Source organism: Anaerozeibacter quisquiliarum, from assembly GCF_051162045.1.
Classification (GTDB): domain Bacteria; phylum Bacillota; class Clostridia; order Christensenellales; family Aristaeellaceae; genus Anaerozeibacter; species Anaerozeibacter quisquiliarum.
Window position 1 is genome coordinate 24,328 of record NZ_JBISDI010000001.1, and the last position, 16,246, is coordinate 40,573.

At 65.0% G+C, this 16,246-nt stretch carries 14 protein-coding genes; 2 read left to right on the forward strand and 12 right to left on the reverse strand.

Translation table 11 applies throughout. The features are described 5' to 3' along the window. Positions 1-191: 191 nt before the first annotated feature. On the forward strand, positions 192-1,448 hold the full coding sequence (gene hisS / locus ACH6CV_RS00115; protein ID WP_456356115.1) for a histidine--tRNA ligase: 1,257 nt from the start codon (positions 192-194) through the stop codon (positions 1,446-1,448). A gap of 21 nt (positions 1,449-1,469) precedes the next feature. Beyond that, positions 1,470-3,260, forward strand: coding sequence for an aspartate--tRNA ligase (gene aspS, locus ACH6CV_RS00120; RefSeq protein ID WP_456356116.1), 1,791 nt, complete (start codon positions 1,470-1,472; stop codon positions 3,258-3,260). 39 nt (positions 3,261-3,299) lie between these two features. Here the strand turns inward: aspS and ACH6CV_RS00125 are convergent, their stop codons facing one another. The 12 genes from ACH6CV_RS00125 to ACH6CV_RS00180 all read right to left on the reverse strand — a co-directional run bounded on the left by ACH6CV_RS00125 (position 3,300) and on the right by ACH6CV_RS00180 (position 16,239). Further along, positions 3,300-3,821, reverse strand: coding sequence for a peptidylprolyl isomerase (locus tag ACH6CV_RS00125; protein ID WP_456356117.1), 522 nt, complete (start codon positions 3,819-3,821; stop codon positions 3,300-3,302). Positions 3,822-3,886: 65 nt separating this feature from the next. Continuing rightward, a complete protein-coding gene (locus tag ACH6CV_RS00130) occupies positions 3,887-5,491 on the reverse strand; it encodes a peptide ABC transporter substrate-binding protein (protein WP_456356118.1) in 1,605 nt (534 codons plus the stop codon). Positions 5,492-5,536: 45 nt separating this feature from the next. Continuing rightward, the gene (locus tag ACH6CV_RS00135) at positions 5,537-6,505 is read right to left on the reverse strand and encodes an ABC transporter ATP-binding protein (protein WP_456356119.1); all 969 of its coding nucleotides are present in this window, start codon (positions 6,503-6,505) and stop codon (positions 5,537-5,539) included. Next, entirely contained in the window at positions 6,502-7,515 is a 1,014-nt protein-coding gene (locus ACH6CV_RS00140; protein WP_456356120.1) for an ABC transporter ATP-binding protein, read from the reverse strand. Before ACH6CV_RS00140 ends, ACH6CV_RS00135 begins: the two co-directional genes overlap by 4 nt. A gap of 151 nt (positions 7,516-7,666) precedes the next feature. Further along, positions 7,667-8,815 (reverse strand): ABC transporter permease, encoded by a 1,149-nt coding sequence (locus tag ACH6CV_RS00145; RefSeq protein ID WP_456356121.1) that lies wholly within the window; start codon positions 8,813-8,815, stop codon positions 7,667-7,669. 25 nt (positions 8,816-8,840) lie between these two features. Next, positions 8,841-9,758, reverse strand: coding sequence for an ABC transporter permease (locus ACH6CV_RS00150; protein ID WP_456356122.1), 918 nt, complete (start codon positions 9,756-9,758; stop codon positions 8,841-8,843). 87 nt (positions 9,759-9,845) lie between these two features. Beyond that, entirely contained in the window at positions 9,846-11,204 is a 1,359-nt protein-coding gene (gene dnaB / locus ACH6CV_RS00155; protein WP_456356123.1) for a replicative DNA helicase, read from the reverse strand. A gap of 17 nt (positions 11,205-11,221) precedes the next feature. Then, a complete protein-coding gene (gene rplI / locus ACH6CV_RS00160) occupies positions 11,222-11,674 on the reverse strand; it encodes a 50S ribosomal protein L9 (protein WP_456356124.1) in 453 nt (150 codons plus the stop codon). Beyond that, entirely contained in the window at positions 11,671-12,723 is a 1,053-nt protein-coding gene (locus ACH6CV_RS00165) for a hypothetical protein (RefSeq protein ID WP_456356125.1), read from the reverse strand. Before ACH6CV_RS00165 ends, rplI begins: the two co-directional genes overlap by 4 nt. Before the next feature lie 68 nt (positions 12,724-12,791). Continuing rightward, the gene (locus tag ACH6CV_RS00170; protein WP_456356126.1) at positions 12,792-14,174 is read right to left on the reverse strand and encodes a peptidoglycan-binding protein; all 1,383 of its coding nucleotides are present in this window, start codon (positions 14,172-14,174) and stop codon (positions 12,792-12,794) included. Beyond that, positions 14,171-15,190 (reverse strand): hypothetical protein, encoded by a 1,020-nt coding sequence (locus ACH6CV_RS00175; RefSeq protein WP_456356127.1) that lies wholly within the window; start codon positions 15,188-15,190, stop codon positions 14,171-14,173. Before ACH6CV_RS00175 ends, ACH6CV_RS00170 begins: the two co-directional genes overlap by 4 nt. Beyond that, a complete protein-coding gene (locus ACH6CV_RS00180; RefSeq protein ID WP_456356128.1) occupies positions 15,187-16,239 on the reverse strand; it encodes an efflux RND transporter periplasmic adaptor subunit in 1,053 nt (350 codons plus the stop codon). Before ACH6CV_RS00180 ends, ACH6CV_RS00175 begins: the two co-directional genes overlap by 4 nt. Positions 16,240-16,246: the final 7 nt, after the last annotated feature.

Below are 16,246 nucleotides of genomic sequence, written 5' to 3' on the forward strand. Positions count from 1 at the left end.
TGCAAGCGTCCTCGCGTTTAGGCGGCGAACGACAACCCCGAGCCTCCCTCCTCCGAGGGCGCGGACGCGGCGATAATGCGTATCGAGTGAAGCGCCATTGCGCGCTTAATGAGGGTGGCACCGCGAAACACAGCCTTTCGTCCCTTGGATCGAAGGGCTGTTTCATTTTTTCCAAGGGAGGCTTACGAACTATGTTGACCCAAGCGCCCAAGGGCACGCAGGATGTGCTGCCGGCGAGCAGCTACCGCTGGCAGAAAGTCGAGCAAACCATGCGCGACGTGTGCCTTTTGTACGGCTACCGCGAGGTGCGCACGCCGGTGTTCGAGCATACCGAGCTGTTCCTGCGCGGCGTCGGAGACACCACCGACGTGGTGCAAAAGGAGATGTACACCTTCCTCGACAAGGGCGGCCGCTCGGTCACGCTCAAGCCCGAGGGCACGGCCGGCGTGGTGCGCGCCTTCCTCGAGGGCAAGCTGTTTTCGGAACCCCTGCCCTGCAAGACGTGCTACATATCCTGTCCGGTGTTCCGGTATGAGAAGCCGCAGGCCGGCCGGCTGCGCGAGCACCATCAGCTGGGGGTGGAGGTGTTCGGGGCCAGGGACGCCAGCTGCGACGCCGAGGTAATCAGCCTCGCGATGGAAGTACTGAAGCGCTCGGGCATCGCTGATTTGGCGCTCACGATCAACTCGATCGGCTGCCCGACCTGCCGCGCCGAGTACCACGAGGCGCTCAAGGCCTTCCTTGAGCCGATGCTGCCGGACCTCTGCGAGACCTGCCGGGGCCGGTTCGAGCGCAACCCGATGCGCATTCTGGACTGCAAGGAGCCGGGCTGCCGGCATAAGCTGACCTCTGCTCCCGCGATGCTCGATTACCTGTGCGGCGAGTGCGCCGATCACTTCGAGCAGCTCAAAGGTTACCTTGCGGCGCTGAACCTGCCCTACGCAATCGACAGCCGGATCGTGCGCGGGCTCGACTACTACACCCGGACGGTGTTTGAGATCATCGCCGACACGCCCGCCGGCAAACTGACCGCCTGCGGCGGCGGGCGCTACGACGCGCTGGTCGAGACGCTGGGCGGCCCGTCCACGCCGGGCGTCGGTTTCGGCATGGGCGTGGAACGGCTGCTGATGATCCAGGACCAGCGCGGCGTTGCGCCCCAAGCCGAGCCGCTGTACGACGTGTTCGTATGCACGCTGGGAAGCGAGGCACGCCTTGAGGGTATGCGGCTAGTCCGGGAGCTGCGCGAAGCCGGGCTCAAGGCCGACCTCGACCACGCGGCGCGCTCGCTCAAGGCGCAGTTCAAGTACGCCGACAAGAGCGGGGCCAAGCAGGTGATCGTGCTGGCCGGCGACGAACTGGCACGCGGCGTGGTCAAGCTGCGCGACATGGGCAGCAGCACCGAGACCGAGGTCGCGCGCGGCGATATCATCCAGGTTTTGAAGCACTAATCGCGAAACGGAGGCATCCTCATGTCGATGATCGGGTTCAGGCGCACGCACTATTGCGGCGCGGTTTCCAATGCTCTGGTGGGGCAGATTGTCCAGCTGTCGGGCTGGGTGCAGAAGACGCGCGACCTGGGCGGCGTGGTGTTCGTGTGGCTGCGCGACCGGGAGGGGCTCGTGCAGCTGGTGTTCGACGAGGCCACCTGCGGCGCGGACCTATTCAAGCTGGGCGGCTCGCTGCGCGGCGAGTACGTGCTGTCGATTAAGGGCGAGGTGCGCGCGCGCGCGCTTGACGCCGTGAACGCCAAGATGAAGAACGGCGACGTCGAGGTGTTTGTTAAAGAGGCGATCCTGCTCAACAAGAGCGAGACGCCGCCGATCTACATCGATGACGAGGCCGGCGAAAACGAGCTGGTGCGGCTCAAGTACCGCTACCTCGACCTGCGCAAGCCGTCGCTGCAAAGCGCGCTGCGGCTGCGCGCTCGGGTGACGAGCGCGATCCGCCGCCACATGGAGGAGCAGGGCTTCACCGAGGTGGAGACGCCGATTCTGACCAAGTCGACGCCCGAGGGCGCGCGCGACTTTCTGGTGCCCTCGCGCCAGTACCCCGGCTCGTTCTACGCGCTGCCCCAGTCGCCGCAGATCTACAAGCAGCTTTTGATGCTCTCCGGGTTCGACCGCTACTTTCAAATCGCGCGCTGCTTCCGCGACGAGGATAACCGCGCCGACCGCCAGCCCGAGTTCACCCAATGCGACGTGGAGATGTCGTTCATCGAGCCCGAGGACATCCAGGGCGTGATCGAAGGCGCGTTCGCCGAGGTGTTCCGCGCGGTCAAGGGTGTGGAACTGGCCTTGCCCCTGCCCCGCATGACCTGGCGCGACGCGATGGAGCAATACGGCTCCGACAAGCCGGACACCCGGTTCGCGCTCAAGCTGGTCGACGTGTCGGACGCGGCAATCGGCTCGGGCTTCGGCGTGTTTGAACAGGCGATCGAGGCGGGCGGCACGGTGCGCGGCGTCAACGCCCGCGGCCTCGCCGAGGCGATGACGCGCAAGGAGGTCGACGCGCTGGCCGAGTTCGTCAAGACCTACCGCGCCAAGGGCCTGGCGTGGCTGACCGTGAACGCGGACGGAAGCGTGCGCAGCTCGTTCAACAAGTTTTTGACCGATGATTTCAAGGCAAAGCTGCTCACCGCGATGGATGCGCAGCCGGGCGACGCGCTGTTCTTCGTGGCCGACAAAAAGAGCGTGGTGCTGCAATCGCTGGGCGAGCTGCGCAAGGAAATCGCACGCCGACACGCCCTGATCGATCAGGATCAATACAACCTGTTCTGGGTGACCGAGTTCCCGCTGCTCGAGTACGACGAGGAGGATGGACGCTTTGTCGCGATGCACCATCCGTTCACCTCGGTGATGGACGAGGACCGGGAGCTCATGAAGACCGAGCCGGGCGCGGTGCGCGCCAAGGCCTACGACCTGGTCTTGAACGGCATCGAGATGGGCTCCGGCTCGATCCGCATCCATCGCAGCGACTGGCAGGCCGAGATGTTCAAGCTGATCGGCCTGAGCGCGGAGGAGGCGCAGCTGCGCTTCGGCTTTTTGCTCGAGGCGTTCAAGTACGGCACGCCGCCGCACGGCGGCTTCGCGTTCGGCATCGACCGGCTGGTGATGATGCTGGCGCACAAGGACAACCTGCGCGAGGTAATCGCCTTCCCGAAGGCGCAAAACGCGAATTGCCTGATGATGGCCACGCCCAGCGAGGTGCACGCAGAGCAACTGGACGCGCTGTCGATCGCGGTGAAGCCGGCGCAGGCGTAGATCTTCCCCATTCCCCTCTCCGGAGGGGAATTTTTTGCGCTACGGCAATCGCGTCACGGGCGGCAGCGGCTCGTCCGCCTCTACGCGAATCGACTCGATGATGGGCAGCTTAAGCGGGCGGTTCCAGTTTTCTGTTCCGTTGGTCTCCACTTCGGCGATGCGGTCGAGCGCTTCGAAGCCGCCGATCATCCGGCCGAACGCGGCGTAGCGGCCATCCAGCTTGTGGGCGTCCCGATGCACGACGAAGAACTGGGTGCCGGCCGTATTATAATCGTCGTCGCGCGCCATGCTGATCGCGCCGCGGGCGTGGGTGAGGCCGGTGTCGAAGCCGTTGTCGCGAAACTCGCCGGTGATGTGAAAATCGCTGTCGGTCATGATGTCGTTGTCGGGGCTCCCGGCCTGAATCACGTAGCCGCGCACCACGCGGCACCAGGCCAGGCCGTCGTAGAAGCCGGCGTTGGCGGCCTCGGCGAAGCTGGCCACCGTGATCGGCGCTTTATCCGGGAAGAGTTCAAAGCGCATTTCGCCGTAGCCCAACGTGCGGATGATCGCGCGAGTCATTTTGTATCCCTCCAAAAATCATGCAGGGGCCGATGCGGGCATCGACCCCTGCGCATCATGTCAAATTACCCTACGACCTCGGCCGTCTTCAGGTAGAGCATGTCGGACGGGTTCAGGTAGTAGCCCTGCACCTTGTCCTTCATCAGCATCGTGTTTGTCTTATAGTACAGCGTCAGCGTCGGGTACTCGGCGGAGGCCAGCGCGTCGGCCTCTCGCATGATCTCCATCGCCTTGACCGAGTCGGTTTCCACCTGCGCCTGGGCCACCAGCGCGTCGTAATCGGCGTTCGAATACTTGCCCAGGTTGTTGACGTCGCCGGTCACGAGCAGCGGCAGGAAGGTCATCGGATGCACGTAGTCGCCGCTCCAGCCCATCGCGCACAGGTCGAAGTTGCCCGCCTGCACGTTCGGGTAGTACACCGACCACTCCTCGTTGATGATGTTGATCGGGACGTTGAGGTTGGTCTTAAGCATCTCGGCCATCGCTTCGACGATCTTCTTGACGTTCTCGTTGGTGTAGTAGGACAGCGTGATCTCCGGGAAGAGCGCGCCGTCGGGATAGCCGGCCTCGGCGAGCGCGGCCTTCGCGCCCTCCACATCGGCGCCGGCCGACAGGCCAAACTCCGAACGCCCGTCCACGAAGTCCACCCCGTCGATCGAATAGCCCGGCGAGATGTTGGAATAGGCGGGCAGCGCGTCGACCTGCACCACGTCGTTGATCAGCGCGCTTCTGTCGATGGCCAGGCTGAACGCCTTGCGCACCAGCGGATTGTCAAACGGAGCCTTGGCGCAGTTGAAATTATAGAACACCGTGCCGTAGGAGGCCACCGCCACGACGCCCGCGCCGTCGGCCTTGAGCCGCGCATAGTCGGACGGCGGCACGGTGCGGCTGCCGTCGATCTCGCCGGCCTCGTAGGCCAGGAGCGCGGTCGAGGGATCGGAGATGTAGCGGAAGGTGATCTTCTCGAGCTTCACCGCGTCGGCATCGTAGTAGTTGGGGTTCTTGGTAAGCACGACGCTCTCGCCCAGGTTCATCTCGCTGATCATGAACGCTCCGTTGCACACGTAGGTCTCGGGGCTGGCGGTCCAGCGGTCGCCGTTGCGCTCGACAGTCGCCTGCTGCACCGGGCTGAACGTCCACATGGTCAGGACGTCGATGAAGAACGGCGTGGCGCTCTTGAGCGTCAGCTCCAGCGTGTTATCGTCGAGCGCCACAATGCCCAGCGCCTCGGCGTCGGCCGCCCCGTCGTAGTACTCCTGCGCACCCTTGATGTATTCGGTCAGCAGGCTCACGTACTGCGCGGTCGTCTCCGGCTTCAGGATGCGCTGATAGGCGTAGACGTAGTCCTGCGCGGTCAGCGCGCTGCCGTCCGACCACTTGAGGCCCTGGCGGAGCTTGAAGGTATAGACCGTGCCGTCGTCCGAGATCGTCCAGCTCTCGGCGTTGCCGCCGATCAACGAGCCGGTCGTGGTGTCGTAGGTCACCAGCCCCTCAAAGCAATTGGCGAGGAAGGGCGAGGCGAAGCTGTTGTTGGTGACGCCCGGATCGATGCCGTCGGGCTCGTTCTGCAGCGCGAAGATGATCTGATTGGGTTCGGCGGACGCGGTGGCGCCGAACGCAGCCGCCAGGATCAAAAGCGCCGCGAGCATCGCTCTGAGTTTCCGCTTCATAAGGTGAGTCCTCCTTGATTGTATTTTGAAAGTCCAAAGGGACGATCAATCGAACAGGTGGCAGGCTACTTGGTGGCCGGGGCCGATTTCCTTGAGCTCGGGTTCCTCCTGGCTGCACCGGGGCATTGCGCGGGGGCAGCGCGTGTGGAACCGGCAGCCGGGCGGCGGGTCGATCGGGCTGGGGATATCTCCCTCGATGCTGCTGACCTGCTTCGCCCGCGCGAGTCGGGGGTTCGGGATCGGGATGCTGTTCAGCAGGCCCACGGTGTAGGGGTGCTTCGGTTGCCGGTAGATTTCCTCGGCGTCCGCGAGCTCGACCAGCTTACCCAGGTACATCACGCCCACCCGGTCGGAGACGTAGCGCACCATCGACAGGTCGTGCGCGATGAACAGGTACGACAGGCCCAACTCCTGCTGGAAGTCCTTGAGCAGGTTGACCACCTGCGCCTGAATCGACACGTCGAGCGCCGAGATCGGTTCGTCGCAGACCACCAGCTCCGGCTTCAGGATCAGCGCGCGGGCGATGCCCACCCGCTGGCGCTGCCCGCCCGAGAATTCGTGCGCGTACCGGCCCGCGTGCTCGCGGGACAGGCCGACCTTGTCCAGCATTTCAAAGATCAGCGCGTCGGCCTCGCGGGCGCTGTCGTGCAGCCCGTGGGCGCGCAGCGGCTCCGCGATCAGGTCGCGCACGGTCATGCGCCCGTTGAGCGAGGCGTAGGGGTCCTGGAAGATCATCTGCATCCGCCGGCGCACGGGCAGCAGCGAGCGCTGATCGAGCGTCGAGATGTCCTGTCCGCCCAAAATGATCTTCCCCCCGGTCGGCTCGTAGATGCGCACGATCGTGCGCGCGCAGCTGCTCTTGCCGCAGCCGGACTCGCCCACCAGCCCCAGCGTCTTGCCGCGCGGGATGGCAAACGACACGCCGTCCACCGCGTGCACCACCGAACGGCCGCCGCGCACCGGGAAGTGCTTGGTGAGGCGGTCGACGACGAGCAGGTTATCGCTGCCGCTCATCCGATCCTCCCCCCTTTAAACGGATTTCCCGCGCTCGGCGCGTCATCGTGCAGCAGCCAGCACATGCTGCGCCGGCCCTCGCCCGGGTGGAAGTAGGGCGGGCGCTGCGCCGCGCACAGGTTGCGGGCGTAGCGGCAGCGCGGCGCGAACGGGCAGCCCTCTGGCGGGCGCGTCATGTCGGGCGGCGAGCCGGGGATCGGCGTGAGCCGCGCGGCCTTGTCCTGATGCGCGCCGGGCACGCTGTCGAGCAGGCCCATCGTGTAGGGGTGCATCGGTCGGTCGAACAGCTCGTCGATCGGGGCCTCCTCCAAAATCAGCCCGCCGTACATCACCACCACGCGCGTGCACAGCTCGGCGACCACGCCCAGGTCATGGGTGATGAAGATGATGCTCATGCCGGTCTCCGCCTGCAAGGAGCGCATCAGCTTTAAGATTTGGTCCTGGATGGTCACGTCGAGCGCGGTGGTCGGCTCGTCGGCGATCAGCACCTCGGGGCGGCAGGCCAGCGCCAGCGCGATCATCACCCGCTGCCGCATGCCGCCGGAAAACTCGTGCGGCAGGCTGTTCAGCCGCTGCTCGGGCTCGGGAATGCGCACGGTGCGCAGCAGTTCGAGCACCCGCTCGGTGCGTGCGCGCTTATCGAGACCGGTATGCGCCCAGAGCATCTCCCCCACCTGATCCCCGACCGGGATCAGCGGGTTGAGGCTGGACATCGGGTCCTGAAACACCATCGCGATGCGCTTGCCGCGGATAGAGCGCAGCGCGCGCGTGTTAACCTTCGTCAAATCCGCGCCGCCGAACAGCACCTCGCCTTCGCGGATGCGGCCCGTCTGCGCCAGCAGCCGCAAGATGGACATCGAGGCGACGCTCTTGCCGCTGCCCGACTCCCCGACGATGCCGAGGCTCTCCCCTTTATCCAAGTGGAAGCTGATGCCGCGCACCGCCTGCACCTCGCCGGAACTGGTGAGGAAGGATGTTTTCAGGTTATTGACTGTCAAAATGTGATCCATCGCATTCCCTTCTTCCCCATTCCCTTCCCTGGGCGGGATGCCCGCAGGCGGGGTGGTGGCCTGTTGCTCGCACCGGTGAAGTTGCGGCGGAACAACCGGCAAGCGGGGTCATACGCCTTGGCTTTTGAGGGTTCCGCCACCCGTCCGGCAATCATTTCTTGAGTTTCGGGTCGAGCGCGTCCCGCAGGCCGTCGCCCACGAAGTTGAACGCGAACATCAGCAGGCAGATCGTCAGCGCGGGCATCAGCAACTGATGGGGGCTCGAGCGCAAATTCTCGGTCGCGTCGTTGCACATGGTGCCCAGGCTCGCCATCGGCGGCGCGATGCCGATGCCGATGAAGCTCATAAACGCCTCCATGAAGATGGCGCTGGGGATCAGCATGGTCACGGTTACGAGGATCGGCCCCATCGAGTTGGGCACGAGGTGGGTGAGCAGAATGGTCTTCGTATTGCTGCCGAGCGTCCTCGCCGCCAGCACGAACTCCTGCTGCTTGAGGCCCAGCACCTGAGCGCGCACCACGCGCGCCATGTCCACCCAATACACGCTCGACAGCGCGATGACGATCGAGGTCATGCCGCCCGCCAGCAGCATCTTCACCAGCACGACGTACAGCGTCAGCGGGATCGTCGCGATCACGTCCACAATGCGCATCATGATCTGGTCGGTGCGGCCGCCCGCGTAGCCCGATATGCCGCCGTACAGCACGCCGATCATCATGTTGACCAGCGCCGCGATGAAGGCGACCGCCAGCGATATGCGCGTGCCGTACATGAGCCTCGTCAGGATGTCGCGGCCCAGATGGTCGGTGCCCAGCAGGTACGAGCGGTTCCAGACCGTCCTGTCCGCCCTCATGCGCTCGCCCGACGCGGACAGCATCGCGATGGGCTTCTCGGCGTAATCGAGGAATATCTGCGTGTCCTTGTCGTATTCAAATGCAATCCGCTTGGCGGCCCCATCGTCCTTGATCTTGGTCAGCTGGCGGATCAGGCGGTGATCGCGGTCCAGCTCGATCACCTTCATCGTCTGGGTGATGTGAAAGAAATGCCCGTTCGGCGCGTCCGACACGTTGAGCAGCGGCGAGATGTTGGAAAGCGACAGCTGCTGATCGGAGTAGTTGTAGGGCGTAAAATACGGCCCTATGAGCGAGAACAGCAGCAAAAGCGCCACGATGATGATGCCGACGAGCGCCGTAGGCTTTCTGCGGAAGCGAAACCATACGTCGCCTGCAAACGATCGGTTTTTCGACCATATCTTCTCGCGCTCGTCGTTTCCGGCGGCCAGCCTGCCCCAATCGGACATGGTTCGCTCCCCTTTCGTTGTGACATTATTCATGGCGGATGCGCGGGTCGATCAGCACGTAGAACAGGTCGACGAGGAACACCATGCTGATCAGGAACGCCGCGTAGAACACCGTCATGCTCATGATCGTGGTGTAGTCGCGCTGGGTCACGCCGTCCACGAAGTACTTGCCGATGCCGGGAATCGCGAAGATCTTCTCGATGACGAAGCTGCCCGTTAACAGGTTGGCGATCGTCGGCCCCAGCACGGTGACCACCGGGATCAGCGCGTTGCGCAGCGCGTGCTTGACGACCACGCGCACCTCGCTGATGCCCTTCGAGCGCGCGGTGCGGATGTAATCCTGCCCCATGACCTCGAGCAGGCTCGAGCGCATCAGCCGCGCCAAGAAGCTGATCGAGTATCCGCCCAGCGAGATCATCGGCAGGATGTAGCCCTGCCATTTGTCCACGCCGTAGGTGGGTAGCCAGCCCAGCTTGAATGAAAAAAAGTACAGCAAGGCGGTGGCGATCACAAAACTCGGGATCGTCACGCCCAACGTCGCAATCGCCATCAGCGCCATGTCCTGCCAGCGCCCGTTTCTGAGCGCCGCCACGATGCCCATCGGAATCGCGCAGAGCAGCACAAACACAAGCGTCAGCAGGCCCAGTCGCATCGAGTACGGAGAGCCGCTGCGGATAAAGTCGTTGACGGTCTTGCCGGTGTACTTGAAGCTCGGCCCCAAGTCGAACCGGAGCAGCCCGTTTATATAATCGAAGAATTGTTTGTAGAGCGGATCGTCCAAGTGGTACTTCTGCTCGAGCGCCTTGAGCACCGCCGGCGGCACCTGCTTGTCCCGCGTGAACGGCCCGCCCGGCACCGCGTGCATCATGGCGAATGTGAGTAACACGATCATGAACAGCGTGAGGACCATCATGCCCACCCGCTTGAGAATATAACGACGCATCCCCACGCCTCCCCATTCTACCGTACTACCCTGCTTGGGTGATACTTTACCATACTAACGCATGTGGATCATGTGCTCTAAAGCTGATTATTTGTTAAGAGTTACTTCCTTCCCCGCCGGCGACAGATCGACGAACCAGGTCAATTCCCCGCGCCAGCCCAGGTTCACCGTGCCCAGCGCGCCGTTTCTTTGCTTGGCGATGATTACCTCGGCCATGTTCTTGACCTCGGTCTCCTTGTCGTAGTAGTCCTCCCGGTGCAGGAACATCACCACGTCGGCGTCCTGCTCGATCGCGCCCGAGTCGCGGATGTCCGACAGAATCGGGCGGTGGTTGGCGCGGCCCGAGGGCGCGCGCGAGAGCTGCGAGAGCGCGATCACCGGCACGCCCAACTCCTGCGCCAGGCCCTTGAGCTGGCGCGATATGCCCGAGACCTCCTCCTGGCGGCTGCCGAACTTGCCGGTGCCGGTCATCAGCTGCAGGTAGTCGATCATAATCAGGTCGAGCCCCTGCTCCATTTGGAGCCGGCGCGCCTTCGAGCGGATCTCGGGCACCGTGATGCCGCTGGTGGCGTCGATGTGGATGTTCGCCTGACCGATCACGCCCATCGCCTCGCAGAGTCTGAGCCACTCGTCCTCCTGCAAGACCCCCCGGCGCACGTTCTGCATGTTGACGCGCGCCTCGGTGCACAGCATGCGCATCGCCAGTTGCTCGGCCGGCATTTCGAGCGAGAAGATCGCCGACTTCATGTTCGCGCGGATCGAGGCGTTCTCCACGATGTTCATGCCAAAACTCGTCTTTCCCATCGAAGGGCGCGCGGCGATCAGGATCAACTCGCCCGCGTGCAAGCCGGTCGTGAGGTCGTCGAGCTCCCGGTAGCCGGTGGGCACGCCCTCGATGCGGCCCTTGTTCTTCACCAGCCGGTCGATCATCTCGTAGGTGTCGATCAGGATCGGCTGGATGGGCTTGAGCATCTCGCCGCCCTTGCGCATCGTGATGTCGTAGATCAGCTTCTCGCTGGCCGCTAAGATGTGCTCGGTCTCCTCCTCGGAGGCGTAGCTCATCTGCGCGATCTCGCCCGAGGCCGCGATCAGCTTGCGCAGCGTGGACTTCTCATCGACGATCCGGATGTAGGCCGAGGCGTTGGCCGCCGACGGCACGAACCGCGAAAGTTCGATCAGCGCGCTCAGCCCGCCCACGCCCGCGAGCTTCCCCCGCCGGGTCAGCTCCTCGTCGAGCGTAATCAAATCCACCGGGCGCGCCTGATTGGCCAGGTACGTCATGGCGTCGAACACCTCGCGGTGCGCGGGGTGGTAAAAGTCGTCCGGCTTCAAGGTCTCGTGCGCCAGCAGCACCGCCTCGCTCGAGATCAGCATCGCGCCCAGCACCGACTTCTCCGCGTCGGTATGGTGCGGCGGCACGCGCTCGCCCGGCATCCTCTGTTCCATAAGAATAATTGTACTCCTTATTTGCCGGATACGACCACGTTGAGCAGCATGCGCGTGCTCACGCCCGCGGCCAGCTTGACCGTGAACAGCGCCTGCCCCGCCGTGCGCACCGGCTCGTCGAGCTCGATCTTGCGCTTGTCGATGTCGATGCCGTGCTGGGCCTTGAGCGCCTCGCCGATCTCCTGCGCGGTGATCGAGCCGTACAGCCGCCCGCCCTCACCGCCGCGCGCGTTCACCACGACCACCTTGCCCTTGAGCTCGTGCGCCTTGGCCTCGGCTTCCCGCTTCTTCACGTCGTCGCGGTGCTTCTGCGCCGACTTCGACTTTTCAATGGAGTTGAGCGCCTCGCTGGTCGCCTCGCGCGCGAGCTTGCGCGGCAACAAGTAGTTGCGCGCGAAACCGTCGCTGACCTCCATGATCTGGTCCTTCTTGCCCGTGCCCTTGATGTCCTGAAGCAGAATTATCTTCATGCGTCCCCATCTCCTTTGCCGTTGCGACCGGCATGCCGCTTGATGTATTGCGTGACGAGCCCCTTGGACCCGACGAGCGCCGAAAAGATGCCCGCGATGCGCAGGAAGTACGCGCCCACCAGCGTAAGCAGCACGAGCGTAAACGTGCGGTAGCGCTTGGGCACGCGCACCTCGTGCAGCCGCCGATCCGCCGCGCCGATCCCCTGCACGAGGAACAGCAGCCCGCTCAGGTCGAAAAATGCCCGGGCGGCCGCGTCGGCCCCGCGGAGCCCCAACCTGTGCGCGATTGCGCAGGCCAGCGCGCAAGCCGGCGGGCCGACGATCAGCCCCGGCGTCAGCCGCCAGCCGCGCGGGTGACGGTAGTCGACGCTGGGCACGAGCGCGCGCCTGTGCGCGACGCGCGCCGCCAGCAGGTAGCTGACCGCGCCGGTCAGCGCGCCGCTCGTCAGCAGCATCGAGACGAAGCTCATCTGCAAGAGCGCCGTCAGCGTACGCGCGAACCCGTCCAGCACCTGTACGCGCTCAACCGCCGTCAGCGCGCGCGTAAAGTCTATCCCGGCGGCGTTCGGGCCGAACAGGCCCGTCTGCCCCCATATGCCCAGCACCGTGCCCAGCAGTTCCCCGGGCAGCGCCTCCACCGAGGCGCGCAGCGCGTGCACCAGCGCGTCGATCAGGCTGCCGCGCACCGCCATCCACGCGCTCAGCAGCAGCATGAACAGCGCGCCCAGCGTCATCAGCGCCGACCACTTCACGCCCTGCTCGAACCGCGGCCGACGCCCGATCAGGAAGAATACGCCCCACGCCGGCAACAGCATGGCCGTAAACACCACCAGCATCAGCATGCCGCCGCCGATCGCCCTCGCCACCGCCAGCTGGCTGAATGAAGCCGCCAGCGCCGCCGCCACGCCCGACCATGCGCCAAGCGTCGCCACGATCACCGAAGGCAGCATGATGATCGATGCCGCCCCGAGCGTGAACGGCAACAGCGCGCCCGACAACAACCCGAGCGCGATGCCGGCGACCAGGTGCCGCTCTTGAACCTTGCGCACGTATGCCTCCCAAAGCTTGATGGTTCAGTATAGCACATACGCGCGGTTCAGTGCAATATCTTCCGAGATTACGCCAGCCTCACCTCCACCGTCCCGTCCGTCCCTTCGATGCCGATATTCAGCGTGCAGTTCGCCAGGTCAATCCCCTTGGGCGTCTCGCACAGCACGACCAACCGACTCGCGCCGCCCGGCAGCAACGAAGTCCCGAAGCCTGCGCCCTCGTCGCGCTCGGCCTGGACCGTGCAGGGGTAGCTCGCGCCATCCCGCGTGCGCACGAACGCCTGGAGCGCCGCAGACAACTGAATAGCTTGGTTCGACGCGTTGACGACCTCGCCGTCCGCGGCGAGCAGCTGATTGGAGCGGTCGTCGGGCCAGAGCCGATCCAACGAATCGGCATCGCGCGAGGGCGCAACGCTGCGCGAAAGCCACACGCGGTCCAAACGGACCGAAAGCCCGCCGCCCGCCGCATGGGCAATTCCGGCCGGAACCGCCGCCGCGTCGGGCGCCGCAACTTCTCCGCCGTTCAGCAACTCGACCAGCGCCTTATCGGGCATGCCGGTGGGCAGCCGGCCGTAGTACTGCTGCGCGCGCTTGGTGGCCTTGCGGGTGGCCGCGTTGAAGACTTTGGTCTTTTTGTCCGTAAAGAACGCGCGATCCTTGAGCAGTTGCTGGTACTTTCCAACCTGCTCACCCTTCGCGGTATCGACGCATTGCGTGGCCGGCTCCAGTTCGGGCAATCCCTCTGCGTAGGCGCGCTCGTCGAGCGTCACCGCTGAAGACTTCGGTCGGTCCTTGTTCCAGAACGCCTCGTTCAGGTCCCATAGCGCATATTCGACCGGCCACTGGGGCAGGAAATCCCGCACCGCCGCCGCCGACAGCGCCTCGGTGCGCTGTTTGGCGTTCTTGTACCTCTCCGCCTCGCGAATCGAAGTGCGGAAGGTGCGCTGCTCGCCGTAGATGCGCACCTCGCCGCCTCCTTCTGCGAAGCGCTTGAGCAGTTCCATTCCCTGTCTGCCCAGCGGCAACGCGAATTGCTCGCAGGGAAAATTGCCGACCTTGGTCTTTTCGGCCTTGCCGACGAAGTCATATCGCATGCCGCCAGTGGCGATCGACAGCGCGTCGGCCCCGATGGGGCTGTTTCTCAGCAGGCTCACGTACAGCACCGGCTCCATCAGCGACAGCTCGCGGTTGCCGCGCACGCCCGGGTACAGCACGCACACGCCGCCTTCCATGTGGCCGCTTGCCGCGTTGTGCTCGACCATGCCCAGCAGTTGATCCGCAATCAGCCCGCGCGCCGACCACGCGCCGGATGCTTCGTCCAATTCATAGCTCTGATACCGCTCGAACGCCGCCTGCATGTCGAGCCGTGCCGCCAACGGCAGCGCCTCGGCGGCACGCGCGACGGGCATGATCGTAAGCAACAGCATCAAAATCAGCGCGAATCTCCTCATTTCAAACCCTTCCTTTCAGAAACCGTCGCCACGCACGAGGCAAGCCCCTCCCCATTGCGCTCCTTGGAGGGGAATGGGGAGGAACGCACCCTACGACCCACGACCACCGCTGCGCACGCACCCAAACACCAAAGCCCCACTCGCCACGCGTCCGCCCTTATCCCCCAATCGCGCACGTCGGCCGCGCGGTAGGGGCGCGCGTTCCAGGCGGCGACCTGCTCGCCGTAGAACGCGAAGTCCGACCAGCGCGCGGGCAGCAGCCGCACCGGTACGCTGCGCATCAGCACCAGCAACGCGCCGAGCGCCAGCATCCACGCAAGCGCACCCAAGATCGTCTTCCACGGTTCACCCCGCCTGCGCAACGCGCCGAACGCCGCCGCAGCCAGCAGGATCCAGGGCGCTCCGCACAGCAACCATATCAAGTTGGTCGCCTCCGTGCCGCTCAACTCAAACGGATCGATCTGCGCGCCGAGTGCCGACGCCAGCGCTTCCAGCGCCTCCCGGTCATCCGCGACCAGGCGGTCGAGTGAATCCTTTTTACCCGCGGGAGTCAGCAGCAGCGGTCGCTCCACTTCAACGACGCCCACGACTTGTACCGCCTCGCCGCCAAGGCTCACCCATTCACCCTCCGGATTCACGCTGCCGAACAGCGCAAACGCGGTGGCCACATCCAGCGCGCACGCGCCGCGTTCGCCGTCCTTCGGCAATCGCCCGGAGACCAACGGCAGGAATGCGATCCGCTCCGGCGCGCCCGCGAAGCGCAGCACGGCGGCATCGGCCTGCCGGCTGGTCAGTCGGTCGTTCCCAATCGCCTGCGACGCGCTCTGCGCGTAGGCAGTCCACCCAAGCTCCGGACGCAGCGCCTCTACAGCCGACAGCTCCGGCGCAGTCAGCGGCCCAATCGAACAGGCCGCGCTGCCCTTCCACATTCTGCCCATGTCGAGGCCTTCCATCGCGGCCAGCGCCGCGCACAAGATCAGCGCCAGCGCGCACGGCACCGCCATCAACCGTTTCATGACGCGCTCCTCACGCGATCACCCGCGCTGAGCGGCTTGTTGCTCGATACGATTACTTGGTCGCGGTCCATGAGCGTACCCGATATGGCCGCGTATTCAAGGTCGCTCTCGATCAGCGTGACCGGCACGAATTCCGCGTACTCCATCGCGCCCAGCACCGTTTCGCCGGTGCGAATCCGATATACGCCCGTCTGGCCGTTGCTCGAGGCGATCGCCCCCAGCGGTACGCGCACGGCGTAGCTGTCGGTCTTAAGCTCGGTGGTGATCGAAATGGCCTGGCCGATGCCGCCCGCGCCGTCGGGCAGCGCGAAGCTGGCCTCATGCCCCTCCGCCGTGGGCGAAAGCCCGATCAGGCCGGCCCCTTCGGTGGCGCGCGTGTCGCCCGAACGCCTGAATGTGGCGGCCATGCCGACGGCCAGATGCTTTGCCTGATCCGCCGTGACGACCGCGCGCGCCATCAGCCCCGACGCGGCGGGCGACAGCCGAAGCGCCGCGCCCTGCGCGCTGTCGCCAGGCTTCACCAGCAGTTCGCTGACAGTGCCGTCCACCGGCGCGACCAGCGTCGCTCCGCCGCCCGACAGCTGCGTCAGCCGGTCCACCGCCCGCTGCGCGGCGTCGATCTCGAGCTTATTGAGTTGCTGTGAAAGCAGCGCTTTTTCCTTGCCGCCCTTATCCTCGGCGGGCTGTTCCAGCGCGTTCAGCCGCGCTTTCAAATTGAACTTTTCCAATTCCGCCCGCTTTTCGTTGAGCTGTCGCTGCAATACCTCCGCGTCGTAGCTCAGCAGCGCGTCGCCCGCCTTCACGGCCTGGCCTGCCCGTACATGCACCCGCGCCACCGGCAAATTCGGCTCGGCCATCACCGGCCTCAGCTCCCGCGCCTCGATCGTGCCGCCGACCGTCACCCTGTGCGTCAGCGGGCCGGCCGCGGGCCGGGCGCTCTTCACGACCGGCAGCAGGATTGAATCGGCGGCGCGGCTCATCAGCGTCAGCAGCAGCATCGTCAGCAGGAAATACCCCAGCACGCGCGGCCATGAGATATGCTCTTTCATAAAACCC